The organism is Pseudomonas sp. BF-R-01 (assembly GCF_019946615.1).
GTDB classification, from domain to species: Bacteria; Pseudomonadota; Gammaproteobacteria; order Pseudomonadales; family Pseudomonadaceae; genus Aquipseudomonas; species Aquipseudomonas migulae.
Window position 1 is genome coordinate 36,278 of sequence record NZ_JAGYFX010000001.1, and the last position, 24,793, is coordinate 61,070.

General features: G+C 54.4%; 20 protein-coding genes and 1 pseudogene. 5 read left to right on the top strand and 16 right to left on the bottom strand.

The features are described 5' to 3' along the window. Positions 1-508: 508 nt before the first annotated feature. Positions 509-1,267, bottom strand: a complete 759-nt coding sequence (locus KGB27_RS00210) for an SDR family oxidoreductase (RefSeq protein WP_223552365.1) — start codon at positions 1,265-1,267, stop codon at positions 509-511. A gap of 100 nt (positions 1,268-1,367) precedes the next feature. Between KGB27_RS00210 and KGB27_RS00215 the strand changes: the two genes are divergently transcribed. Then, a complete protein-coding gene (locus KGB27_RS00215; RefSeq protein ID WP_223552366.1) occupies positions 1,368-1,955 on the top strand; it encodes a TetR/AcrR family transcriptional regulator in 588 nt (195 codons plus the stop codon). A gap of 155 nt (positions 1,956-2,110) precedes the next feature. Here KGB27_RS00215 and KGB27_RS00220 read toward each other — a convergent pair whose 3' ends face one another. From KGB27_RS00220 to KGB27_RS00235, 4 genes are all read right to left on the bottom strand, one after another. Further along, positions 2,111-3,097: a 2-hydroxyacid dehydrogenase gene (locus KGB27_RS00220; protein WP_223552367.1), complete on the bottom strand. Its 987-nt coding sequence runs from the start codon at positions 3,095-3,097 to the stop codon at positions 2,111-2,113. Between the two features lie 26 nt (positions 3,098-3,123). After that, positions 3,124-3,996: an oxaloacetate decarboxylase gene (locus KGB27_RS00225; protein ID WP_223552368.1), complete on the bottom strand. Its 873-nt coding sequence runs from the start codon at positions 3,994-3,996 to the stop codon at positions 3,124-3,126. A gap of 124 nt (positions 3,997-4,120) precedes the next feature. Further along, a complete protein-coding gene (dctA, locus tag KGB27_RS00230) occupies positions 4,121-5,428 on the bottom strand; it encodes a C4-dicarboxylate transporter DctA (RefSeq protein ID WP_223552369.1) in 1,308 nt (435 codons plus the stop codon). Between the two features lie 103 nt (positions 5,429-5,531). After that, on the bottom strand, positions 5,532-6,701 hold the full coding sequence (locus KGB27_RS00235) for a mandelate racemase/muconate lactonizing enzyme family protein (RefSeq protein WP_223552370.1): 1,170 nt from the start codon (positions 6,699-6,701) through the stop codon (positions 5,532-5,534). 99 nt (positions 6,702-6,800) lie between these two features. Between KGB27_RS00235 and KGB27_RS00240 the strand changes: the two genes are divergently transcribed. Then, positions 6,801-7,676, top strand: coding sequence for a LysR family transcriptional regulator (locus tag KGB27_RS00240; RefSeq protein WP_223552371.1), 876 nt, complete (start codon positions 6,801-6,803; stop codon positions 7,674-7,676). A gap of 27 nt (positions 7,677-7,703) precedes the next feature. On the opposite strand, the gene KGB27_RS31465 is transcribed toward KGB27_RS00240, so the two are convergent. Then, positions 7,704-8,117 carry a hypothetical protein gene (locus KGB27_RS31465; RefSeq protein WP_411736685.1) on the bottom strand — a complete coding sequence of 138 codons (414 nt, stop codon included), beginning with the start codon at positions 8,115-8,117 and terminating at the stop codon, positions 7,704-7,706. A 7-nt stretch (positions 8,118-8,124) separates the two neighbouring features. On the opposite strand from KGB27_RS31465, the pseudogene KGB27_RS00245 reads away from it, so the two are divergent. Both KGB27_RS00245 and KGB27_RS00250 read left to right on the top strand, forming a co-directional pair. Further along, positions 8,125-8,630: pseudogene (locus tag KGB27_RS00245) on the top strand (aldehyde dehydrogenase family protein). A 200-nt stretch (positions 8,631-8,830) separates the two neighbouring features. Next, a complete protein-coding gene (locus KGB27_RS00250; protein ID WP_223552372.1) occupies positions 8,831-9,547 on the top strand; it encodes a nitroreductase in 717 nt (238 codons plus the stop codon). A 152-nt stretch (positions 9,548-9,699) separates the two neighbouring features. On the opposite strand, the gene KGB27_RS00255 is transcribed toward KGB27_RS00250, so the two are convergent. From KGB27_RS00255 to KGB27_RS00300, 10 genes are all read right to left on the bottom strand, one after another. Beyond that, complete coding sequence (locus tag KGB27_RS00255) at positions 9,700-10,866, bottom strand: acyl-CoA dehydrogenase family protein (RefSeq protein ID WP_223552373.1); 1,167 nt, start codon at positions 10,864-10,866, stop codon at positions 9,700-9,702. Between the two features lie 302 nt (positions 10,867-11,168). Then, positions 11,169-12,044: an SDR family NAD(P)-dependent oxidoreductase gene (locus KGB27_RS00260; protein WP_223552374.1), complete on the bottom strand. Its 876-nt coding sequence runs from the start codon at positions 12,042-12,044 to the stop codon at positions 11,169-11,171. Between the two features lie 1,117 nt (positions 12,045-13,161). Then, positions 13,162-13,698: a MarR family winged helix-turn-helix transcriptional regulator gene (locus tag KGB27_RS00265; RefSeq protein WP_223552375.1), complete on the bottom strand. Its 537-nt coding sequence runs from the start codon at positions 13,696-13,698 to the stop codon at positions 13,162-13,164. Between the two features lie 209 nt (positions 13,699-13,907). Continuing rightward, complete coding sequence (locus KGB27_RS00270; protein WP_223552376.1) at positions 13,908-15,359, bottom strand: NAD(P)(+) transhydrogenase (Re/Si-specific) subunit beta; 1,452 nt, start codon at positions 15,357-15,359, stop codon at positions 13,908-13,910. Then, positions 15,356-15,709 (bottom strand): NAD(P) transhydrogenase subunit alpha, encoded by a 354-nt coding sequence (locus tag KGB27_RS00275; protein ID WP_223552381.1) that lies wholly within the window; start codon positions 15,707-15,709, stop codon positions 15,356-15,358. Before KGB27_RS00275 ends, KGB27_RS00270 begins: the two co-directional genes overlap by 4 nt. Positions 15,710-15,724: 15 nt before the next feature. Continuing rightward, on the bottom strand, positions 15,725-16,846 hold the full coding sequence (locus KGB27_RS00280; RefSeq protein WP_223552386.1) for a Re/Si-specific NAD(P)(+) transhydrogenase subunit alpha: 1,122 nt from the start codon (positions 16,844-16,846) through the stop codon (positions 15,725-15,727). Positions 16,847-17,007: 161 nt separating this feature from the next. Next, entirely contained in the window at positions 17,008-18,189 is a 1,182-nt protein-coding gene (locus tag KGB27_RS00285) for an acetyl-CoA C-acyltransferase family protein (RefSeq protein WP_223552388.1), read from the bottom strand. A gap of 140 nt (positions 18,190-18,329) precedes the next feature. Next, positions 18,330-20,744, bottom strand: a complete 2,415-nt coding sequence (locus tag KGB27_RS00290; protein WP_223552769.1) for an efflux RND transporter permease subunit — start codon at positions 20,742-20,744, stop codon at positions 18,330-18,332. A gap of 48 nt (positions 20,745-20,792) precedes the next feature. Continuing rightward, the gene (locus KGB27_RS00295; protein ID WP_223552389.1) at positions 20,793-21,749 is read right to left on the bottom strand and encodes a WD40/YVTN/BNR-like repeat-containing protein; all 957 of its coding nucleotides are present in this window, start codon (positions 21,747-21,749) and stop codon (positions 20,793-20,795) included. 236 nt (positions 21,750-21,985) lie between these two features. After that, on the bottom strand, positions 21,986-23,659 hold the full coding sequence (locus KGB27_RS00300) for a DUF1302 domain-containing protein (RefSeq protein ID WP_223552390.1): 1,674 nt from the start codon (positions 23,657-23,659) through the stop codon (positions 21,986-21,988). 451 nt (positions 23,660-24,110) lie between these two features. On the opposite strand from KGB27_RS00300, the gene KGB27_RS00305 reads away from it, so the two are divergent. Continuing rightward, entirely contained in the window at positions 24,111-24,767 is a 657-nt protein-coding gene (locus tag KGB27_RS00305; RefSeq protein ID WP_223552391.1) for a TetR/AcrR family transcriptional regulator, read from the top strand. The last annotated feature ends 26 nt before the right edge of the window (positions 24,768-24,793 follow it).

Consider the following 24,793-nt stretch of genomic DNA (forward strand, 5'->3'; position numbering starts at 1 on the left):
GTCTCCAGGATTCCGCTAGGGAGCCAGCATAGTAGGCGTCGAATCCGGAGTCCTCGACGAGAGACATTGTCACAACACGGTCGCGATCACGATCCGCGGCGACAGGGGCGGCGATGCGCTCCGGATCGCCAACAGGCCTGCCCGCTTCTTTTAGCGAAGCGGAGTAAATCGTGTTCCAGGCTTTTGCGATGGGACGGCCAAGTTGTTCGGCTGCCCACACACTGTCGGGCTGACCATTCTCGATTGCGTCCAGGGATCTGCGCGGTAGTTGGCATCAAGCTGCTTGGGCTCAGTAAGCTGTGAGTGCTGATACCCTGCATGCACACCGTTCCATCGGATGCAAAGCAGTGGTCAGTCCTGACGTAATTAGGTGATCAGCTTTGCCCCAATTTCCCAGTACGTACCTTTTAGCGTTCAAGCACGCTGAGCGAGACTCGACTGCGCCTCCAGGCAGGCAGATTCCATCCGCCTACCGCGATGGCATCAGGGGCTACCCACACGGTTTACATCATTCTGCCGGTGGTTTGTATCCCGCAAGCATTTTCAACACCTCATCATGTGCACCGCTCGCTTCAGCAAACCTTAATGGCTTGGCGCGCTCGACGACAAGTTCGCTTGGGGTCGGAGAGATCTCGAGCAGTTCGAAGATTTCATCCAAAAACTCTTCCAAGGGCATCGCGTGTTCGTCGTTTTCCTGCCCAAGCAACGTGGTACGTACACCCGGCGGCGCAAGCTCGATAACCTCGATTGATGAGGCTTCTAGCTGAATTCGAAGACTTTGAGTGAACGAATGAACTGCCGCTTTAGTTGCGCTGTAAGTCGGTGTGGCTGGAAGCGGTACGAATGCCAGAGCCGAGCTGACATTCACAATCGTTGCACTGGGCTGCTTGATCAGTTGGGGAGTGAATGCATACACCATGCGAATCGTACCAAGTAAGTTCGTTGTCACGATATCTTCGGCTGTGCTCAGGTATTCCGGATCAGTCAGATCCTCCCAGTGCATGATGCCAGCATTGTTTATGAGAACGTTCAGATTTGGGTGGCTGATCGCAAGCGCTTCGCTGCTGCGCTGGATGGATTGTGGATCGGAGACGTCCAGTAAAACTGATTCAATACCTGGATGCTCCGACGCGATCTTGTCGAGCAGAGCCTTGCGACGTCCCGCGATAATGACTTTGTTGCCCGCCTTGTGAAGCCTAAGCGCCAGACCGAGGCCGATGCCCGAGGTGCCGCCAGTAACCAGAATCGTGTTGCCAGTGCTGTTCATAGTAAACTCCCGAAACGATGCTTAAGCGGACAGATGTCCACTTGCAGAAAAGTACCGGACAATTGTCCGCTTAGCAACACAATGAAGGAAAACTTTGCTCATGACTGACGAGTTGGTGATGCGTTCTGACGCCAAGAAAAACCGTGAACGGATACTGGAGGTCGCGGTGGTGGAGCTGACTAGCGATCCTGCGGTTCCGTTGAGCACGATTGCAAAGAAGGCTGGGGTGGGACAGGGCACGTTCTATCGCCACTTCGCCACCAGAGAGAAGCTGGTATTCGAGGTTTATCAATTCGAGATGCAGCAGGTGGCATCGTTGGCGGAACAGCTCCTCGCGACAAAACCACCTAAGGAGGCCCTCCGAGAATGGATGGACTGCCTCGCTGAATATGCAATGACAAAGGCAGGACTCGCTACTGCGATACAGCAAGCTGCGTCTATTTACGAGTTCCCAGGGAAGTCGGGATACGCTCCAGTCCAGGCAGCTGCCGAGTTGCTTTTGAGGGCAAATGAAAAGGCCGGAACGATTCGTAGCGGGATTACTAACGACGACTTTTTTCTAGCCATCGCTGGAATATGGCAAATGGATTCCCAGAGTGAATGGCGCTCGCGTCTCGCCAGATTAATGAACTTGGTGATGGATGGTCTGTGCGCTGGCAGCCCCGAAAGCCTAAAGAAAAACGTGTAGCCTTAAAAACCGGATACCGCGGCGTACGGCTAAAGGAATCGGAGCTCAGTGCCCTTTAGCTAAAGGCCGTTTTAGCTTGATGCGGCTTGAATAGGTGCCCACCGAGAAGCTGCGCTCCATCCAGTTGGGCGGCCATATTGCCAGCGACCTTGTGGTCACTCCGTCCACCTGTGTCCTAGCTCGTGGACATTCACGAGGTCTCTCGGTCGCCGTCCTTCGAGACCCATAAGCAAATTTACCAGAGCACGCTGTGCCATTGCATTGCGCGTATCGGTTGTCGCAGAGCCGATATGAGGTACGGTGACGACGTTCTTTAATTTGAAGAGCTTCGAGTTCGTGAGCGGCTCCTTCCCATAAACATCTAAACCTGCTGCTCGTATCGTCTTTTCTTCAAGTACTTGAATGAGGGCGTCTTGATCAACCACAGGGCCGCGAGAAACGTTGATCAAAATACTCTCCGAGCCCATCAACGCTAGCTCTTTGCGTCCGATGAGGTTTCTCGTTCCGTCCGTCAATGGCACGACCGGACAGACGAAATCAGCCTCGCTTAAAAGCTCTTCTTGCGGGACGAATCTTGCCCCGAGCTCTTGATCCAGCTGCGGTTTACGACTGTTGCCGCTGTACAAAATGTTCATGCCAAAACCGAAACGCCCTCTGCGTGCTATGGCTTCTCCGATTTTGCCCAGGCCGATAATGCCCAAGGTCTTTCCATGCACGTCGCACCCAAAATGGGATGCGTCGATGGTTTTCGTCCAGCTCCCCTCTTTCGTCCAAGCATCAAGCTCAGGAATACGTCTCGCTGTGGCGAGGATCAGGGCAAAAGCCAGATCGGCTGTTGTCTCGTTTAGCACATCCGGAGTGTTGGTCAACATGATCCCTCGGCCATTGAGATAGCTGAGGTCATAGTTGTCGTAGCCAACCGATATGCTCGAGATGATCTCAAGGTTTTTAGCCGAAGCCAGCTCAGCTTCACCTAGACGACGATTACCGCCAATCAGTCCATGAGCGCGGGGGATGGCAGCTTCAAACTGAGCATCCATGTCACCCATCTCAGGACTCATGATGATGACGTTGTACTTATCTTTATAAGGTTCAAGCAGGCTGGGTGAGACGCGGCTGAATGCCAAGATTGTCTTTTTCATGACGATTTATTTCACCTGTCTCAAGCTCACTTAAAACCGTTATCTAACTTCAAATAGGTCTTTGCCCACTCGCGGTAATTGTCCGAGAGGGTGTATTTTGAAAGCAACTCAGGGAGGGAAAGCTCGCGCCCTTCCGTGGCGCTTTGTTCGCGCAACGCCTCGTAGGTCGCTTTGATTGCGGACAAATAGGGGGCATGCCCATTGACCACAATCCGCACATTGGCTGCACTCAGTTTCTCAACATCGCTCAGTGCGGGATTACCATAGTTGATGAGCATGATTGGGACGGAGAGATGCGCTGTGAGTGCTTCCAAGTGCTGGAAGTCGTTAACGCCAACCAGGCAAATAGCATCTGCTCCAGCCTTCTGATAGACCATAGTCCGAGCAATCGAATCTTCCAAAGTGGTAACGGCCACATTCGTCCTCGCGATGATGCTGAGGGCATCATCTGACCGAGCAAATCGTGCAGCGTAAATCTTGCTCGCAGCCTCCTCCATATTGATGAGCACGTTCGATTGATCGTCGTACTTGGCGGGCAGATGCGTGTCTTCCAGTGTCAGGGCAGCAACACCAGCCTTTTGTAGTTCTGTGACTGTTCGCATCACATTGAGCGCGTTTCCGAATCCATGGTCAGCGTCCCCAATGATCGGGATTTGGCTGGCGCGACCCACCCTGGAAACTTGCTCAGCATATTCATCGAGGGTGAGCAACGAGATATCAGGGGCACCAAGCACTTGAAGCGAGGCGACGGATCCACCCTGGATAGCGACCTCAAATCCAAGGTCAGAAGCCATTCGAACGGAGATCGGATCAAATACGGATGCGGCAAACTTACAGACTGTCCCATGAAGCAAATCACCGAACGCCCTACGTAGTTCATGATGAGATCGCTCAATCATTTTTTCGGCTCCATCGCAATTCAACTGAGAACTTCGCTTGAATGGTTCTATGTGAACGAGGCATCGAATAGCTACCGGTCATTGCGCCCTATCCGAAGAGGAATGACCGGGTAAGCGATGTTGATTACTTTTGCGTTGCTAACGCTCTACGCTCCGCTTTTGCGTTTTTCATCGCGGCAATTTCACGCTCACAGGCTTCTACATCGAACGAGTTGTCCCACTTGGCAATGGCGATGGTGCCGATACCGTTGCCAATCAGGTTGGTAACAGCTCGCGCTTCATTGAGAAACCTGTCGATGCCCAAGAGCAGGACAAGGCCTACCAACGGAATGGAGTGGATGGTTGTGAGTGTTGCCGCAAGGGTGATGAACCCGGCACCCGCCACACCAGCCGAGCCTTTCGAGGTCAGCAGGAAGACACCCAACAGAATCATCTGATCCATAAACGTCAGCGGCGTGTTGGTTGCCTGCGCGATGAAAATCGCCGCCATGGTGAGGTAAATGCAGGTGCCATCCGCGTTGAAGGTATAGCCAGTCGGCAGCACCATCCCCACGACTGACTTCTTGCAGCCCAGCTTTTCAAGCTTGACCATCATTCGCGGAAGCACAGCCTCAGTCGAGCAGGTTCCGAGCGTGATCAGAATCTCGTCCTTGAAGTAACGGAGAAACTGAAACAAGGGCATTCCTGACCATCGAGCAACAGTGCCGAGCACTATCACAATGAATATCAGGGTGGTGGCGTAGAGTGCTATCAACAACTGGCCGAGTGACAGCAACGTACCGATCCCGTACTTGCCGATAGTGAAAGCCATACCGGCACCAGCACCAATTGGAGCCAGACGCATGACCATTGCGACGATCTTGAATAGGCCTTGCAGGAACAGATCAATTGTATTGATCAGCGGCTTGCTGGTTTCACCCATTTGAACCAGGGCAACCCCCATCAAGACCGAAAGCAGGATGACCTGAAGCATGACGCCATTCGAGAACGCACCGATAAAAGTTTGCGGGATGATGTTCATGAAAAAATCGACGGTGCCACCCTGCTCAGTGGCAGCTTGGCTGTACTTGGCGATAGCACTGCCATCCAGTGTGTCAACATTGATGTTCATCCCGACGCCTGGCTTTACGACGTTGACCACGATAAGGCCGATGACCAGGGCGATGGTTGAAAGAATCTCGAAGTAGAGCAGCGATTTAACGCCAATTCTCCCTACCTCTTTGATGCTGCCCATCTTGGCGATACCGACAACCACGGTGCCAAAAATAATAGGGGCCAACAGCATTTTGATGAGTCTGATAAAGCCGTCTGCAAAAGGTTGAAGCTTGGCTCCGAATTGCGGTTCAAAGTGACCGATTGCTGCACCGACTACGATACCGATCAGCACCTGCACATACAGCTGGCTGTACCAGCGGGACTTGGAGATTTCCACGGAAGCACCTCATTTTATTTTTGTGATGGGCGTGTGGCGTGGCGTCAGTGCGTGACGCCTAATAACTGTGGCCTCAAGCGAAGAGGCCACAGTTCGGGGGCTATCAGCCCTCGCCCAGTTCGCGCATGACGGCGTACAAGGCGGACTTGGCTTCGAAGCCGACACCTGGAATATCCGGCAGACCGACATAGCCGTTTTCCACACGAATCCCGTCAGCGAACCCGCCGAAAGGCTGGAACACGTCTGGGTACGATTCGTTACCGCCCAGGTGTAGACCCGCTGCGATATTCAGGGACATCTGGTGACCACCATGCGGAACTACGCGGCGGGAAGACCAACCCATGTCTTCCATCACTTTCAGGGTGCGCATGTACTCCACGAGTCCGTAAGACAGGGCGCAGTCGAACTGGAGGTAATCGCGATCAGGGCGCATACCACCGTGGCGTAGCAGGTTACGGGCATCCTGATGGGAGAACAGGTTTTCACCAGTAGCCATGGGCAGCTCATAGTGGTTTGCAAGCTCAGCCTGCAGTTCATAGTCCAGCGGATCGCCAACTTCTTCGTACCAGAAGAGGTTGTACTTTTTGATGGCCTCCGCGTACGCAATACCTGTCTTCAGATCGAAGCGACCATTGGCATCAACCGCCAGTCGACGACCATCACCGACCACTTCAAGTACCGCTTCGATGCGACGGATATCTTCGTCCAGAGGAACCGCACCAATCTTCATCTTGACGACGTCGTAGCCACGATCCAGATAACTCTGCATTTCTGCTTTGAGCTTGGTCTGATCTTTGCCAGGGTAGTAATAGCCGCCCGCTGCGTAGACCCAAACCTTGTCATCTGCGACGCCGTTACGGTAGCGGTCGGCCAGCAGGCGATACAGCGGCTTGCCTTCAATCTTGGCAACCGCATCCCACACAGCCATGTCGATGGTGCCAACCGCAACTGAGCGCTCACCGTGACCACCTGGTTTTTCGTTAGTCATCAGGGCTTTCCAGATGGCGAACGGATCCAGGTTGTTGTTTTCATGGTCGACGAGAGTGTCTGGATCAGCTTCGGTGATACGCGCCAGGAAGCGATCACGCATCAAAGCACCTTGGCCATAGCGACCATTAGAGTTGAAACCGTAACCAATGACAGGTTTACCATCGCGAATCACATCCGTGACGACAGCGACAACCGAGCAGGTCATTTTCGAAAAGTCGATGTAGGCATTGGCAATTGGGGAAGCGATAGAGACAGTTTTTTCACGGATGTCTACGATACGCATGACGGGTTCCTCTTGTTGTTGGTGGCCTCACGTTATGCTTTGCGATGACACCCGCCCAATGCTATTAATGCCGCGCCCTATGCACAGGAGGCATGGCCCTTGGAACTCGTTTGGCTTGAGGATTTTTCAGCGCTTGCGGAATACGGCAGCTTTGTTCGGGCGGCTGAAGCGCGGCATGTTACTCAGCCAGCATTCAGTCGCAGAGTGCGCTCATTAGAGAATTGGATGGGAGTACAGCTGTTCGTTCGCACCCCTCAAGGTGCGACCTTGACCGAAGCTGGGAGGCAAATTTTGCCAAGTGCTCAGGAAGCCGCCAGGCGCTTGTACAGGATGCGCAACGAAGCTCAAGAGGTGGCGGGAATTGCCGCTAAATCGCTGCACTTCGCTGCAACCCACTCCCTGTCGTTTACATTTTTTCCAAGGTGGCTTCGAAGCGCAGAAAACGGCGCCCCAATCGAGGCTGTGCAATTGCACTCAGATAGCATGGCGGTCTGTGAGCAGATGCTAATACATGGACAGGTTCAGTTTCTGCTCTGTCACCGCCATCCCGACGTTCCGCCTCTACTAGCCCCTGATCAGTTCATCAGCAAGAAGGTTGGTGAGGACGTTCTCGTTCCTCTGGCGAGTGCTTCCGCCGACTTCGGCACTTCCCCTGCGGCATTGCCATACCTCGCTTACACCCATGAGTCTGGACTAGGGCGTATCGTCGCCCACCGACTGCGTGGCAAGGAAGATTACCTTCACCTTAAGCCACTTTTCAGCAGCCACCTCGCGGCGGTCCTGATGTCCATGGCACTGGAAAGCAAAGGAGTAGCGTGGTTGCCCAAAAGCCTCACCGAGCAAGAAATACTGGATGGGCGCTTAGTCAGAGCACTCGACGAAAGCTGGGATATACCCCTGGAAATTCATCTGACCCGTCCAACAGCGCCACTCAGTTCATCTGCCGAAGAATTCTGGGCCAGGGTGGGTGACTAGATCCATTTGGCTGCCTCCAGTTTTCATTCACCAATGGCGTTCTGGGGCCGAACAAACCATATACGTCACGTATTCGTGAAGTGTTTGATCACTGAATCGCCATTGTTTGAAGCCAGTAACCTGATTCATCAGATTATCGCTAGGTTTGACTATTACCGTCAGCGCACTGCCAAGCATTGGCGCGTTTCCGTGAAACGGACGTAGCCCTAATCCACCGACATTGCGTCCAAGGCAATCACTGAGAGCCGCAGCAGGGATTTTGCTGAATTCCTTCAGCCATTTCTGATCCAGAGGTTCCGCGTTTGGATTGATCAGATTGCCCGCAGGCCATAACCGGCGATTGACGCCGGCCTGCCGGCTGACGCGCTGAACGTGTTGACCGGTGTAGGTCAGGTGGGCAAAGGCTTTCGAGCACCCCGGCACCGACAAAGTCTCGTTCACCGGTTTAGTGCCCACCGGCATTGCGGTCGGCCGCAGCGCCATCGGCGCAGGCTTGACCCGCGCGACCCTGGAATTGGGCGGTAAAAACTCGGCAGGATTCCTGCGCGACGTGGAACTGGACAAGGCCGTGAACGGCATCATCGAGGCCGGTTTCCTACATCCGGACAAATCTGTGCCGCCGCCGAGCGCTTCTTCGCCCATCGCTCACACATTGAACCGCTGCTGGAGAAGCTGTCCCGCCGTCTGGCGCAATTGACCATCGGTTCGCCGCTCGACGAAGCGACTCAATTTGGCCCCGTTGCCAACAAACAGCCCCAGCAGAAGCTGGCAGGTTTTTTCGACCTCGTACACGCGCAGGGCAACACCATCGTGCACGGCGGCAAGCTGATCGACGGGCCGGATTGCTACGTCGTACCCACCGTGATTCTCGCCAACTCACTACACGTCACGTGCGTGGCCTACACCAAATCCTCTTGCCCCGGACGGCGTCCAAGCAGGTTCATTGACAGATGATAAAGCTAGCATGCTACTATCTAGTGCGCTACGTAATAGCATGCTATGGAAATATTCGCTTGATTACAGCGTACAAACGATTCGAGCCCGGAATGTTGGCGAGGATTTTTCAGCTGAGCGACCCGTGCCACTCCATTTTGAAGTTACTGGATTGGTCCTTTTAAAGATTGCAGTTTTTAACTTTCAGGAAGGCAAAATACATGATCGGCACCACGTCTTTATCCAGCCCAAACCTTCAGACAGATGAAACGCTGTCATTCAGCGAAACAGTCCGCACACGGCGCTCCTATCGTGGGTTTCTCTCGACACCCATCCCGAAGTCAACGCTTATCAGCGTCCTCGAGGACGCCCAGCGTGCCCCGTCAAACTGTAATACTCAGCCATGGAACGTGCATATAGTTTCAGGCTCGAAACTCGCCGAGCTATCAAAAGCAATACTCACGAAAAACGATACAGGACACTACACCCCAGACTTCACTTTCGACATGAACCATTTTTATGGTGTCTACGGAATCCGCAAGGACGCTCAAGGTAAGGCCTATTATGAGGCCATGGAGGTTGCGCGGGACGATAAAGCAGCCCGCCACCGTGCGGCAGCCCACAACTACTCGTTCTTCAATGCGCCGCATGTAGCCCTACTGTTTATGCCATCTTTTGGTGACAATGTTCGCGTGGCTAGTGATATCGGCATGTACGCCCAGACGTTTCTCCTTGCCTTGGCTGCGCGCGGCCTTGGTGGTATCCCTCAAACCTCGCTCGGCTTCTTTGCCGAAACTATCAGAGAAATTCTTGGTATTTCTGAGGACCAAAAAATGCTGTTTGGAATTTCATTTGGATATCCCGACGAACATGCACCAGGCAATCGCATGAAGATGGATCGCGTCGCGATTGGAGATTCCGTGACGTTCCATTACTAAATACAATGCTGGGGGAGCTACAACATTCATCTTTCCCCCAGTTTTAAAAGCGATAAAGGCGGTAGGGGGCCTATTAACAAGGCTGGACATCTCGAGTCCACGCGCTTTATCGCTCTGCCACTTTCTTGTTTTTGCGCCATGGGCAGGAGTGATCAGTAAGACTTTGGCAGCCCGAGTACTTTTTCAGCGATGAACGACAGGATGAGTTGCGGAGAAATCGGGGCAATGCGCGGCAACATTGCCTCTCGGAAATAACGCTCTACGTGGTACTCCTTCGCGTACCCCATGCCCCCGTGGGTGAGTACGGCGGTCTCGCAGGCGCGGAATCCCGCTTCGGCGCAAAAGAATTTCGCCGCATTGGCCTCAGCACCACAGGACTTACCATTATCGTATAGCCAGGCCGCGCGCTGGTACAAAAGCGTGCCTGCTTCCAAGTCAACCCAGCGCTCGGCCAAAGGGTGCTGGATCCCTTGGTTCTTTCCGATGGGACGATCAAACACTATACGTTCACCGGCATATCGCGCAGCTCGACGCAACGCCGCTCTGCCCAGGCCCGTGGCTTCAGCCGCCAGCAATATACGCTCAGGGTTCAAGCCGTGGAGAATATATTCAAAACCACGCCCCTCCTCGCCAATGCGATCCTCGACTGGAATCTCCAGACCATCGATAAAGAGCTGGTTGGAGTCCACCGATTTACGGCCGAGCTTTTCGATTTCACGCACCTCGATCTTGCTACGATCCAGGTTGGTATAGAACAGACTGAGGCCCTGGCCTGGAGTCTTGACATCCTCGATTGGCGTAGTCCTTGCCAAAAGCATGATCTTGTCCGCCACTTGCGCTGTGGATATCCACACCTTCTGTCCGTTCACTACATACCGGTCACCTTGGCGCACCGCCATCGTCTTGAGCTTTAGCGTGTTGAGCCCGGTGTTAGGTTCGGTGACACCAAAGCAGGCTTTATTTTCGCCGCTGATAATGGGTGGCAACCAACGTGCCTTTTGTTCAGCATTGCCATGCACGACCACCGGATGCAGCCCAAAGACGTTCATGTGAACTGCAGAAGCACCTGACAATCCGGCACCCGTAGCGGAAATGGTTTCCATCATCAGAGCCGCTTCGCTAATTCCTAACCCAGCCCCTCCATACTCCGAAGGCATTGCAATACCCAGCCACCCTTCGCGCGCTAACGCTGAGTAGAAGTCCTCGGGAAAACCACCCTCCCGATCTTTACGTAGCCAATATTCATCATCAAACGACGAGCAAACGCTCTCTACCGCGGCGCGAATAGCGACCTGATCTTCTGTGAGCTCGAAATTCATGTTCTCTCCTCAACACATTGGCCATCGATTGCAACGCACGCCAGGTCATCGGTGAATGCGATTGCAATCACGACCCACACCACGCAAACACTAGCATAATGTATTGTTGCATACAATATAGCAAAGATGGCCGACCAGGGACCTAACTTATCGTGAGTCGCTAAAGCCGCGTTGACGCGTGATAAAGCGGGGATCGACACCGAGCGCAAGCAGCAGGCGCCTTGTCAATAACAGCAAAGTGTTGAGGACCCTCAGGCCGACATCGAGCAGGCGATGGCCTGCCGCGAAAGCCGCCGGCTATCTCATACGATATCCTTCTTTCCATTCGACGCGTGATTGCCATTGCCCGGCATCAGGCTCCTCCATAGGGCATCCATGTCCTCGTCGGAAGAGACTCTGCGCTGCTCAAGCAGATCCACGGCGTTGCCGAGGACGTAGCGAGGTTTTGGATGTACGGCCTCCAGGACCTGCAGTATCGTGTTAGCCGCGTCATCGGGCGTCAGGAGCTCATCTTCCGAATTGGCGGAAAACTGCTTGAACTGCTCGAAATAGGGGCCATAGTTCCGCCGCTCTTCTTCCCCCATGTTCTGCAGCCTGACGGCGAGACTATCGTTGAATGCCGAGAGCATCGGTGTCTTGATGCCGCCAGGCTCGATCAGCGACACCGGGATACCCCACTGACCAGCCTCTAGCCGCATTACATCGGCCAGTCCTTCAAGCGCGTGCTTGGATGCAACATAGAGACCCATAAGCGGCGACCCAACCTTACCTAAAAATGAACTGAGGAAGATGAACCGCCCTGTCGTCTCGCGCAGATACGGGATCGCAACCTGATAGGCCGCGAGATTGCCCAGCGCATTGACTTCCATCATTCGACGCAAATCATCCAATGGGGCGGTCTCCAGCGGCCCCAACGAACTGATCCCGGCGCACCCGATCACCGCAACAAGCGGTGCACTGCTTTGCGAAAGAGCGACTGCTAGCTGAGCCCGTCCGGTATTGGCGTTTGAAAAATCGGCGACAAATCCGTGCCGAAGACTCGGAACCTCGCGCTGAGTCCGTTCGAGATCAAGCGCATCGTGCGCCGACCCCCAAACCTCATAGCCGCTATCCAGCAGCCGCTTGGCGACGGCTTGTCCGACGCCGCCGGAGGCGCCGATGAGTAGTACTCTTTTCATGCTGTCATGTCCTTGCACCACTTTCGGCGCATGCTGTAGGGCTCATCCCGTGTGTATAGAAATCTCCCAGCCGGAGTCCAAGTGCGTCTAGGTGCCGTTGCTGATGCCATTGCCCATCACCTCCATCTGATGTGGAACAATCGAGAGAAGGATGACCCCTCGTCGACCGACGTGCAGTGATCAAGACCGGAAGAGTGTTGTGAATTCAAGTTTCGGACGTTCATGGGCTAGCCAGCTACGACGGCCCTGAACGGAAGCGCCTTAGTGGATGACTGGCAATTTCCCTCCGACCCGAGGCCAATGCCAACCTGCGCAAGAAATTTAAATGGTAGAATACCATATGCTAGAGATGTTTGAGTCTCGCGCGCACTTGAACCTACAAGGATCGACAGCCCGGAAACGAACCGTGAGCATCACAGTAGCAATGGATGCGCTCCATACATACCCCCGTATTGCGCCGCCTGCCGCTTGTTTCGAATTCCTACTACGCACTGCCATTAAAAAAAAAGTGCCGCAGTCAGCTTTTTGGCGGAAACACTTATCCCGAGCTAGTCTGAAAAGCCCCATTATTTATGAGAGAGTGAAGCTCACTTCAGAATGCATCAGGCTCTTCCCCATGGAATTCACCTTCTCGCTGGACGCAACTCGCGTTGATTGAGTCGGTCCAGGGGATTGCCGAAGGTTTAGCGGGATTTTGGTGCGTGGACTACTGCGCCATGACGACCGCTTCGTCAGGCGCTAGAAACGGGGCGCCAGCATTGGCAGAGAACAGCTTTTACTGCTGAGAAGGTATCAATCACGACGCCATCGGAGGAACGCCGCGTGGAGCGACTTTGTTCTTATAGAAATCCACTCGGCACAAAACGGATATAAGTTCGCGCCCGCGGATAGCCCGCCACATTGCCCCATCGTAGCGTGGTTTTGCCTGAACAGAAACGATGGGGGCGGTCATGCCCCTGCAACTCGAATATCTTGATATCGATGCTTGAGGATGACACGGTAGATGATTTTTTCGCTACACACGAGATGTTCATCGACCCGCACCGTTCGATCTAGAGATGGAGTACATCTTCAAAAACAGCTAGCTACACTCGGCCCACAGGGCCTGCTATCCCGTTCAATCCGAAATGTCATTTTCGCTTTTGATCAATAGCAGATTTTTCTTAACCCGCGTCAACAAGTCGGCCAATTGCAGTCGTTCTTCCTGATCGAATCCATCAAGTATCTGCTCACTCATTTCATGGCTCAGCCCATGCATCTCCTTGATCATTTGGTTGCCCTTGCGAGTGAGATAAACACGTTTGGCGCGACGATCCGAACTGTCTGGACGTCGTTCGATAAACTCAGAGGCTTCAAGGCGATCAACCAGCCCACCCAATGCCGCCTTTCCCAGCACCAGCAAATCGGCAAGATCACTCTGAATCATCCCATCGTGACGCGAAAGATGCGCGAGGACCCACCACTGTGAACGCGTAACGCCAAGAGGTTTCATCATGGCATCGAACACAATTCGGCGCAGGCGCGAGACATCGTGCATCAGAAATCCGACGCGCTGATCCCAGTTTTCATCAATATTCACCAGTTTTTTTTTGCTTTTTTTCGGGGAGCGTTTGACGGGTTGAGTTTCGAGTTGAGCAGATTCAATCTCTAGCATTTTACAATTCCATTCAAAAAAAAATGTATGCGCTAAAGAAAGCTGCTCGACCCAATATCTATTGTGTTGGGCAGGAAATTCGCGCACCGACCATTACTATACGCTAACATCCTGTATCTTAGCAGTATTGCTAATCACTAGCCTCCGGCGTGAGCTTTCACGACTGGAGGCTACTGCTTGCAATGGCGAGCGGTACGACAATGCTTGTGTTACTCGACAGCCTTGATCATATCTTCGATGACTTTTTTGGCGTCGCCGAAGACCATCATGGTTTTGTCGAGGTAGAACAGTTCGTTGTCCAGACCGGCATAGCCGCTGGCCATCGAGCGCTTGTTGACGATGACGGTCTTGGCTTTATAGACCTCGAGAATCGGCATGCCGGCAATCGGCGATTTCGGATCGTTCTTCGCTGCCGGGTTGACCACGTCGTTGGCGCCAAGCACCAGCACCACATCGGTCTGACCGAATTCGGAGTTGATGTCTTCCATCTCGAACACTTGCTCGTAAGGCACTTCGGCCTCGGCCAGCAGGACGTTCATGTGCCCCGGCATCCGCCCGGCAACCGGGTGAATGGCGAACTTTACGGTGACGCCACGGTGTGTCAACTTCTCCGCCAGCTCCATCAGCGAGTGCTGGGCACGCGCCACTGCCAGGCCATAGCCAGGCACGATGATCACGGTATCGGCGTTGTTCAGCAGGAACGCGGCGTCGTCCGACGAGCCGGACTTCACCGGGCGGGCTTCCTTCGAACCGGCAGGGCCGGCCACGTCGGCTGCACCTCCGAAACCGCCGAGGATCACGTTGAAGAACGAACGGTTCATCGCCTTGCACATGATGTACGAGAGGATCGCACCACTTGAGCCCACCAGGGAGCCGGCGATGATCAGCATCGAGTTATTCAGCGAGAAGCCAATCCCCGCCGCCGCCCAACCGGAATAGCTGTTAAGCATCGACACCACGACCGGCATGTCCGCGCCGCCAATCGGGATGATGATCAGCACACCCAGCACGAAGGCCAGGGCCAGCATCAGGGCGAAAGCGCCGAGATTGCCGGTCAGCATAAAGACGATTCCGAGCGCCAGTGTCGCCAGGCCCAGCAGCAGGTTGAGCTTGTGCTGGCCGCCGAACTGTACCGGAGCGCCCTGGAAGAGGCGGAACTTGTACTTGCCCGAGAGCTTGCCGAACGCGATCACCGATCCGGCGAAGGTGATGGCACCGATGGCCGCGCCCAGAAACAGCTCCAGGCGGTTGCCCTCCGGAATCGAATCACCAAGGTGTTTAACGATGCCCAGCGATTGTGGCTCGGCCACAGCCGCGATGGCAATGAACACGGCAGCCATACCGATCATGCTGTGCATGAAGGCGACCAGTTCCGGCATCTTGGTCATTTCAACGCGCTTGGCCATGATCGAACCGGCAGTACCGCCGACCAACAGGCCGACGATGACATAACCGATACCCGCGGTAGCCCCGCCCTGCTCAAAAGTAAGCGCGCCCAGTTTATAGATCAGGCCGATGGTAGTGAGGATCGCCAGGCCCATGCCGAGCATGCCGAACAGGTTGCCGCGACGCGACGTGGTTGGGTGCGACAGCCCCTTGAGCGCCTGGATGAAGCAGACCGAGGCGATCAGGTACAGAGACGTGACCAGGCTCATGCTCATGCTTGCTGCACCTCTCCATTGACCACTACAAGCTGGACAGCCGATGCCTTTGCCGGAGCCGCCTTTTTCTTGAACATTTCCAGCATCCGGCGGGTGACCAGGAAGCCACCGAACACGTTCACTGCCGCCAGAGCCACCGCCAGGGTGCCCATGGTTTTACCCAGTGGTGTCACGGTCAGCGCCGCCGCCAGCATGGCGCCGACGATCACGATCGCCGAGATGGCGTTAGTCACCGCCATCAAGGGCGTGTGCAGTGCAGGTGTCACGTTCCACACCACGTGATAACCGACATAAATCGCCAACACGAAGATGATTAGGTTGTAGATACCGGGGGAGATAAGCTCTTCCATCGTCTGAATCCTTGTTTAGGCGTTTTTGCGGATGACTTGGCCGTCGCGGCACATCAGGCACGCGGCGACGATGTCGTCTTCGAGGTTGATCTCAAACTGGCCTTCGTTGGTGAAGACCAGCTTCAGGAAGTCCAGCAGGTTGCGTGCGTACAGGGCCGAGGCATCGGCGCCAACTGCACCGGCCAGATTGGTCGGGCCGCAAATGGTCACGCCATTCTCGACGACCACCTCGTCAGCCACGGTCAGCGGGCAGTTGCCGCCTTGGGCTGCCGCGAGGTCGATGACCACCGAGCCCGGTTTCATCTGTGCCACGGTTTCCGCGCTCAACAGCGTCGGCGCCTTGCGGCCCGGGATCAGTGCCGTAGTGATGACAATGTCAGCCTGTTTGGCGCGTTCATGCACCGCCAGGGCCTGACGCTGCATCCAGCTCGCTGGCATTGGTCGTGCGTAACCGCCGACACCGACGGCGCATTCACGCTCTTCATCGGTCTCGTAAGGCACGTCGACGAACTTGGCGCCGAGGGATTCGATCTGCTCTTTTACCGCAGGACGCACGTCAGACGCTTCGATCACTGCACCCAGACGTTTCGCCGTAGCGATCGCCTGCAAACCGGCTACGCCTGCGCCGAGAATCAGCACGCGTGCCGCTTTCACGGTACCCGCAGCAGTCATCAGCATCGGCATGAAACGAGGATAGTGGTGAGCGGCCAGCAACACGGCTTTATAGCCGGCGATGTTGGCCTGGGAGGACAGCACATCCAGGCTCTGAGCGCGGGAGGTACGTGGTGCGGCCTCCAGTGCGAAAGCGGTAATGCCGCACTCAGCCAGCTTGGCAATGGTTTCGTTGCTGAACGGGTTGAGCATGCCCACCACAACGGTGCCGCTTTTAATCAGCGTCAGTTCGCTGTCGCTGGGGGCGACCACCTTGAGAATCAGCTCGGCACCAAACGCATCGTTGGCGCTGCCAATAATTGCGCCTGCCGCTTCATAGGCACTGTCGACAACGCTGGCGTTAATGCCGGCGCCGCTTTGCACAGTGACCTTATGACCCTGGCCGATCAGCTTCTTGATGGTTTCCGGGGTTGCAGCAACCCGTGTTTCACCGGTCTGGGTTTCGAGAGGAACACCAATGTGCACTTTTTTCTCCAAAATTAATTAATGGATCGGTCGCAAAAAAATCCTGGAACAACGGTTACGTCCAACCCAGAATTGATCCGAAAATCGTCTATGTCTAACGACTGAGGTATCAACCTTCTCCCTCTGCCTCCTGACCCGCCAATGGCCAAACTATCCTCTGATTAAAGACGCTCAAAAATAGCTGCAATACCTTGCCCACCACCGATGCAGAGGGTCACCAGCGCATAACGCCCTCCGGTTCGATGCAGTTCATGAATAGCTTTGGTTGCAATGATTGCCCCAGTAGCGCCGATCGGGTGCCCCAGAGATATGCCGGAACCATTCGGATTGACCTTTTTCGGGTCAAGTCCCAATTCCTGAATAACGGCACACGCTTGCGCAGCAAATGCCTCATTGGCTTCAATCACATCCAGATCAGAAATTTTCAGTCCCGTTCGCTGCAGCAGTATCCGCGTTGCGGCCAATGGGCCTATGCCCATGTAGTCAGGATCGACGCCGGCATGAGCGTAACCGACCAATCTCGCAAGAGGCTGTAAACCCAAGGCTTCAGCACTTTGGGCTGAAGCAAGTACCAAAGCGCAGGCACCATCATTGATTCCTGATGAATTGCCAGCGGTGACCACCCCTTCAGGTTTGAAGGCTGGCCCCATACGCGCCAGTTGTTCGCTCGTCACGTCAGTGCGTACGTGCTCGTCTACGCGAAAGCTCGATACGCCTTTTCGCGTCTTGATCTCCACCGGCACAATCTGCCCAGTGAAACGCCCCTCCTCAATCGCTCGAGCGGCTCGACGCTGACTTTCCAGCGCTAGCGCGTCTTGCATTTCACGAGTAATTCCAAATCGCTGCGCGACATTCTCAGCGGTCATGCCCATATGATTGTGCTTCCACGGGTCATGCAGAACTCCCAGCGTATAGTCGATAAACTCTACATTTCCCAACCGCGCGCCCCAACGTGCTGACGTCTGGAGGTAGGGCCCACGACTCATAGACTCGGCACCACCAGCAACAGCAAACTCGGTATCGCCCAACATAATTGATTGCGCAGCAGACACGATGGCCTGCAACCCGGATCCGCACAGGCGATTGACGTTGAACGCCGGCACATGAAAAGGAATACCTGCATCGACGCCAGCGATCCGACTCAGGTATGCATCTTCGGGCGCGGTGGGTATGACGTTACCCATGACTACGTGACCTATTCGCTCTGCATCAACGCCAGACTGCTGCAATGCCTCTCGCACTACGGTCGTCGCCAGCGCCCTCAGAGGAACATCTTTCAAACTTCCACCGAAGCTGCCTATTGCAGTGCGGACCGCACTCAACACCACGACTTCACGACTCATATATCGCTCCTGCCCAACGCCACGCACCGGACTATTTAATGTTTAACTGAAGGCGCCGTCTGCCCGCGTCATCGGCGAACACAATGGCTGGGAACAGATCGGAATATCGACTGCTCAAACATTAATTTGCTTTCGTAAGTTCACTCGCCGATAGCAACCTTGGTGTTATGGCGATCGTTTAACAGGAAGTGCGACAGAGCAGGAATCAAAATCAAAGCGCCCAACATGTTCCAGATGAACATGAAGGTCAGCAGGATGCCCATGTCAGCCTGGAATTTGATCGGCGACCAGGCCCAGGTCACTACGCCAGCAGCAAGTGTCACGCCGACCAGTCCTACAACCTTGCCAGTGAACTGCACTGCTTTTTTGTAGGCGTCACGTAAAGGCAGTCCCGCTCGTTGCTGCGCCAACTGGACACTGAGCAGGTAAAGCGCGTAATCGACACCGATACCAACTCCCAAGGCGATTACCGGTAAAGTGGCGACTTTCATGCCTATGTTCAGTTGGACCATCAAGGCCTCAGCCAAAATGGACGTGAGCATCAATGGTAAAATGGCCACCACTACCGCCTGCCAACTACGAAAGGTGATCGCGCAGAGCAAAGCAACCGCTGCGTAAACACACAGCAACATTGTTCGGTTGGCTTCGTGTACAACGATGTTGGTTGCCGCTGCGACGCCCGCATTGCCAGCGGCCAGCAGGAATTTTCGATCAGTTGAATCATGTGCGGCAGCGAAGCTGCTGGCTGCCGTGACCACTCGCTGGAGCGTGGCAGCCTTATGGTCGGAGAGATACGCCAAAACCGGGATCAGCGAACAATCAGCGTTGAGTAATTCAGAGTTCCAGGTCAATGCGTTGGTGATCTGCGGCGCGATCAATCCTGCGTTGTCGCTCACCGTCATCCACTTCGGATTACCTTCGAATGCCCCAGAGGTATAGCTACGCACAGTGTCCGCCAGGGATACTGCCTGTTGCACTCCAGGCACTTGCGCCAGAGTCCATGCTAGACGATCTGCTTCAGTCAGCGTGGCGTAGGAACTGCATTGATCAGAAGGAGTTTTGATCATCACTGCGAAGACATCACTGGACATGCCGTAGTTAGCAGTGATGAATGCGTTGTCCTGGTTGTAACGCGAATCTGCTCGCAATTCGGAAGCCCCTGCATCCAGGTCACCCACTTGCAGTTTCAGGCTGCCTATCAAACCCAGAACCGCCAGAATCACAGCCGCTGCAATCGCACCAATTGCCCAACGACGCTCCGTAAATCGATCAAGCAGTTCCCATACTCTGCCAAAGCCAAGACCCGCACCCTCCTCACCCTCTTCCTTCAGGCTGCGCCGAGCCGCCGCCGCAGTAACACCTGAATATGAAAGCAAAACCGGCAACAAAATCAGATTGGTGAAAATCAATACGCCAACCCCCAAGCTGGCAGATAGCGCCAATTCGCGAATCACTGGGATATCGATGATCATCAGCACCCCGAAACCCACAGCGTCGGCCAGCAGTGCCGTGAGCCCCGCAAGAAACAGTCGCCGGAAGGTATAACGAGCGGCAACCCACTTATGAGTACCCCGCCCGATATCCTGCATGATGCCGTTCATTTTTTGCGCCCCATGGGACACTCCAATGGCAAACACCAAAAACGGAACCAGGATCGAAAAAGGATCCAGGGGCAGACCCAAGGTAGACACGAAGCCGAGCTGCCAGACCACTGCCACCATCGAACACAACAAAACCAATACCGTGCTGCGCGCGCAACGGATAAACAAGTAGATGACCACTGCGGCGATGATGGCCGCAGCGACAAAAAACATCATAACCTTGAATAGCCCGTCGATCAGATCACCGGCTAACTTCGCAAAGCCAATAATATGGATACTGACAGCGCCGTCGCCCTGATACTTGCTGCGTATATTTTCCAGGGCCGACGATATCGCATGGTAGTCGAGCGGCTTGCCATCGCTGTCAATGGCTAATAGTGGGATTACAATCATGCTCGATTTGTAATCATTGGAGACAAGACTGCCAACTACCCCAGCACGTCCGATATTCAATCGGAGTGCATTGATCGACTCCGGCGAACCATCAAAATTGTTGGGTGTGACCGGACCACCGACAAACCCTTCCTCAGTCACTTCAGTCCAGCGGACCACAGGGGTCCAGATCGACTTCATCCAGGCCCGATCAATACCCGGGATCAAAAATATCTCGTCGTTGATCTTCGCCATCGTCCGCAAAAAATCCGGGGCGAAAATATTTCCTTTGGGATTTTCAATGACAACGCGAACCGAGTCGCTCAACCCCCGCAGTTGATTACGGTTCTCTAGGTAATTAAGTATATAGGGGTGACCACTAGGCAGCATTTTTTCGAAATTAGCCCCAACCGCCAGTGTTCGCAGCTGCGATGCGCAAAAAATCGTTATGGCCAGACACGCCAGAATCACCCAGAGCCGATTGTTGAAAACCAGCCGCTCAAGTAGATTGCCCGAACGCTCATCGAACGCTCGCGGATCGGCAATGACCTCCATTGCCCCATATTGGTTGTGTTCGCTCATCGAGTTCATTTTGAATCCTGCTCGTCTGGGTGCGGCCCGTGAGTGCCTTTAAACCGTCTCAATCCGCACGCCCAAGGCGCCGACCATGACCACCGCGCTATCGGATAAAACCGATGCACCTGCATACGCCATAGGCTTGGCGACGTTCAGTGCCTTGAAATGCCGGCCGCCATCCACGCTTAACGCAACCGCGCCGGACTGATCGGCAATCAAAAAACGGCCTTCAGCCATAGCTAATGTTGTCGTTATGCCGCTCTGGAGGGGGGTATCGATTTTTGCCCAGGTCGCCCCACGATCAATGCTTCGATACAGGCTCCCCCGCATGCCGTATGCCAACAGCAGATTGGCGGAGCTGGGCAGAACACCAAAAAGCGTGCCGGAGTAAGAGGTGTCCAGTGCGATGAAGCGGCCGCTGACTGGATCATGACGCCAGACTTTTCCCTGCTCTCCTGCCAGATAGAGTTGATCGTCAAACCCGGCGACCGAGTAAAAATGCAATTCCCCAGGGTTTTCGGTGAGGTGCATCAGGGGCTGCCAGTTCTGGCCACCATCTTCAGTCATGAAAATACGATTGAAGGTCCCTACTACATACCCACGGCTCTCATCGACGAAAAAAACATCCATGAACGGCTGAGTTTCCCCTTCAACCGCAAGGGAGCGTTCACGCTCCAAAAACTGCTGGGCATCGGGGAGTGATGAGGCGTTCGACTCATAATATTCAATAGCCAGCTTTGAAGCGGCAGAGCCGTCAAGTTGCTTGTGCCAGGACTGCCCACCATCAGCGCTGTGCAGCACGACCCCTCCATGACCCACTGCCCAGCCCTTGTCAGCACTGGCAAAAGCCATCGCTACAAGATCGGTACTGAGTGGCACCTGAGCCTGTGTCCAATTCTGCCCCTGGTCGTCGGAAAACAGGATCGTCCCTCGGATCCCGACTGCCACGATCCGGTTGTTAATACACACGACATCCAATAAAGGACTGTGCACAATCAAATGACTGGGCATTGCCGGCTCTTGCAGAGGGGCAGTAAATGCGACGGCCAGGGGTGACACAGCGCATGCGCCGATTACCGCAGCACGTAGGAAACTGCGGCGCGACCACCTCAGTCCCAATGCCAGAGAATCGCTATCTCGAATCATCGGTATTGCTCCACCCTAAAACGGTCTTATGGCAAATGGCGCTTGAATGGACTGCACTCTGTAAACGGGTGCAGCCATTCAACCGCCAATACCACCAAGGATCAAAAACTGGTCTTGAACGTTAGAGAAACCCAACCCCGATCACGCAGCAAAGGCGTGGCGCCACTGGATGTGGCCACCGTATTCTGGCCGACGACTGGGTTGAAGTTAGTGGTTATAGGGCCGAAAAAGCCGTTATAGGCCAGGTCGACTTTGTAACGGGCCATATAGTCTGCACCGATCCCGATACTGAAATTCCCGGCGCCTTCGTTGCCGCCGCCGGCTACGGGCGAGGTCCCGTACAGCCCTCTTCCGTAAGTGATCGGCAGGGTCAGATCCACACCCTCGAACGCCTGGTACCAGGTGGGGGTAAACGCCAACTGCAAACCGAGCGCATCGCGAGTGGAGCAACCATCCTTGGCGTCTCCTTTACCGCCGCTTTGGGATGGGCACCCTGGGTTACCCTTTGCATTGTAGAAATCGCTGTTTTTGGTGACCTTATCGAGCCGGCTATAGGTCAGTTCTGCCTGCAACACCGCTGAATTCCACAGTGGTGTTCCACCAAAATAAGCAATGGTGTTCACCAGCCCGTGCCACGTGTTGCCACGTGCGAAATCAGGCGATCCACCAATAGAACTCAGTGCAGTGTTTTCTCTGCGCACCAGTTCAGCGCCCACCGCTAAAGAACCCACCTGCTTGGAAAGGCTCATGCCGTAGAGACGGACATTCTCAGCATATTTATTATAAAAACTGGTAGGCACGCCATTCGCGTCGTAGACGCCGACCACGTTAGGCATCGTGTCGCTGAACTCGCGGTAGTAGAAACCTACGTCGCCGCCAACCAGATCGGACTTCCACTTGGTATTGACGCCCCAGGCCCCGCTATTTTTTGGCGTGTGCTGATCACCCTCGAACGGGACACCGAATCCTGGCGCAATCGGGAAAGTCGTATTGCCAAGGAACAGGAAATCGGCCGTACCGAAATAGGTGCCACCTTCAGGGAACCGGTTCGAATCCCACTCAAACTGGTAATAGGCCGCCATCGACAAGTCATCGGTGAGCTGAGTCTGCACCGAGAGCTGATTTAAAGGCAGAAAAAGCTCCTTGGCCTCAATACCAGGAGTCGCCGTTGCCTTGCGGATATCAACGGGGCCTTGAGCGTAGGAAACGCCATGAACAAATGAGAAAAGCGACTCGCCCCAGTACAGGTTGTGTCGTCCCAACTTGAAATTCACGGGCGTACTGCCGATATCGATGCCACCAAAGACGAAGGCGTCGAGAATTTCTCCAGAAGGCCCCATGTAATAGCGTTTTACGCTACCGGTGTATTTATTGTCGGAGTAGGCCGCCGGAAAACCAGCGGCCTGATAGGCCGGCAAGCCTTCGGCTTTGTCATCATAGGCTTGGTCATACCAGCCTGCCGCTGACACGCGAGCGCCGTATCTGTCCTTATAGACCAGGTCCATCTCAGAAAGAATGTCGAAACGGTTGGTGACCACATCGCCGCGATCGAACTTATTGTCGCTGATCTGTTGTGACGCACTTTGCGACAAGGCCTTCTCTTTCCCCTGCGCCCTCATCCCGATATTGTATCTAAGCGTATTATCCCAGCGCAGCTTGATATCCGGATTCCCGACATCAATAGAATCCGCCGCGGCGAAGCCTGCATCTGACAAGGCAGCGATCGAAACCGCCAGTAAAGCGGGCATATTGCCCCTTATCTTGAGACCATTCATGGGTGTGCCCCTTTGACTATTTTTGTTTTTGTTGCAACGTTGGCCGCCTTGGCGAAAAAGCTGACCAGGCCACTGGCAGGCTGTTAACGCATGCTACCATACGATTTGTGATATGCAAGGATACGATTCATGCAGAGAGGTTGTATCTCTCGCGAAACCTGCACATCCCATGGGTAAACGATGAGCAAACACTCTGGAAGGTGGATGATTGAGCGGACCATCGATAGTGCTCTGATCGGTTGCAAACTCGCAATCATTGGGGAACGAATGGCAACCACTCCAAGCACCGCCGCTTGGCGCTTATGCATGGACATTCTGAATATCGTTTGGCCGAAGATTTCTAGCTTCCATTTAGGAAAATGAAATATGCTAGCATACGTTTAGCGCAAGCAATTCTCGCAACCGGACCACATTGCTCGCATTGAGTATCCACTCAGAACGAGGTATCGACATGACCACGCAGCCAAATGCACCGGGAACTGACCAATCCTTCAAACGATCGCCCAAGGCCCCCGTCATGCGCCCACACCAGGCTCGGTTGAAAGCACTGGAGCTGTTTGCCAGTCGTGGATTCGGTCAGACAGGCATGCGAGAGCTCGCTGCCCATATGGGGCTTTCCCCGGGCTCCCTCTACAACCATATCGAGAGCAAACAAGTCCTACTCTTCGAGTTGATAGAGGAGTTGTACAGATGCTTAGTGAATGGTCTCAGCCGCACGTCAACCGCACGAGGCAGCGCTCGAGATCGATTGCATAAATTGCTCGCTTTGCACATAAACCTGCACAGCAAGATGGCCCCATATTTTTTGGTGGCCGAACGAGAAATGCATTGCCTTGATGAAGAACAAAGCGAAGCGATTCAACGCCTGCGGAGTATTTATGAAAACCGTTTGGCTCAGTTGCTCGCCGAATGTGCCTGCCAGAACGTTTCGCCACAATTGAAAGCTCTGGCCAAAAGCAGTGTGTCACTGCTCAATAATCTGCCCTCCTGGTTCGCTCACGATCAACTCGACTCAGTCAGCCGCTCACAGTTGATGACCAGCATTGTGAGGGCTTCCATAACCGGAACACTGGATGAGTTGAAGCGCTCAACCCGGTTGCCTTCCTAAATAAAACGCTAGCCAATCGAGACCTC

What these genes read in the sequence shown, in the direction of transcription:
- KGB27_RS00300 (WP_223552390.1), bottom strand. Translation starts at nt 23,659, where the DNA reads ATGAATGGTCTCAAGATAAGGGGCAATATGCCCGCTTTACTGGCGGTT.
- KGB27_RS00225 (WP_223552368.1), bottom strand. Translation starts at nt 3,996, where the DNA reads ATGATTGAGCGATCTCATCATGAACTACGTAGGGCGTTCGGTGATTTG.
- KGB27_RS00260 (WP_223552374.1), bottom strand. Translation starts at nt 12,044, where the DNA reads ATGAAAAGAGTACTACTCATCGGCGCCTCCGGCGGCGTCGGACAAGCC.
- KGB27_RS00285 (WP_223552388.1), bottom strand. Translation starts at nt 18,189, where the DNA reads ATGAGTCGTGAAGTCGTGGTGTTGAGTGCGGTCCGCACTGCAATAGGC.
- KGB27_RS00295 (WP_223552389.1), bottom strand. Translation starts at nt 21,749, where the DNA reads ATGCCCAGTCATTTGATTGTGCACAGTCCTTTATTGGATGTCGTGTGT.
- KGB27_RS00255 (WP_223552373.1), bottom strand. Translation starts at nt 10,866, where the DNA reads ATGAATTTCGAGCTCACAGAAGATCAGGTCGCTATTCGCGCCGCGGTA.
- KGB27_RS00290 (WP_223552769.1), bottom strand. Translation starts at nt 20,744, where the DNA reads ATGAGCGAACACAACCAATATGGGGCAATGGAGGTCATTGCCGATCCG.
- KGB27_RS00235 (WP_223552370.1), bottom strand. Translation starts at nt 6,701, where the DNA reads ATGCGTATCGTAGACATCCGTGAAAAAACTGTCTCTATCGCTTCCCCA.
- KGB27_RS00215 (WP_223552366.1), top strand. Translation starts at nt 1,368, where the DNA reads ATGACTGACGAGTTGGTGATGCGTTCTGACGCCAAGAAAAACCGTGAA.
- KGB27_RS00265 (WP_223552375.1), bottom strand. Translation starts at nt 13,698, where the DNA reads ATGCTAGAGATTGAATCTGCTCAACTCGAAACTCAACCCGTCAAACGC.
- KGB27_RS00305 (WP_223552391.1), top strand. Translation starts at nt 24,111, where the DNA reads ATGACCACGCAGCCAAATGCACCGGGAACTGACCAATCCTTCAAACGA.
- KGB27_RS00270 (WP_223552376.1), bottom strand. Translation starts at nt 15,359, where the DNA reads ATGAGCATGAGCCTGGTCACGTCTCTGTACCTGATCGCCTCGGTCTGC.
- KGB27_RS00210 (WP_223552365.1), bottom strand. Translation starts at nt 1,267, where the DNA reads ATGAACAGCACTGGCAACACGATTCTGGTTACTGGCGGCACCTCGGGC.
- KGB27_RS00275 (WP_223552381.1), bottom strand. Translation starts at nt 15,709, where the DNA reads ATGGAAGAGCTTATCTCCCCCGGTATCTACAACCTAATCATCTTCGTG.
- KGB27_RS00250 (WP_223552372.1), top strand. Translation starts at nt 8,831, where the DNA reads ATGATCGGCACCACGTCTTTATCCAGCCCAAACCTTCAGACAGATGAA.
- KGB27_RS00220 (WP_223552367.1), bottom strand. Translation starts at nt 3,097, where the DNA reads ATGAAAAAGACAATCTTGGCATTCAGCCGCGTCTCACCCAGCCTGCTT.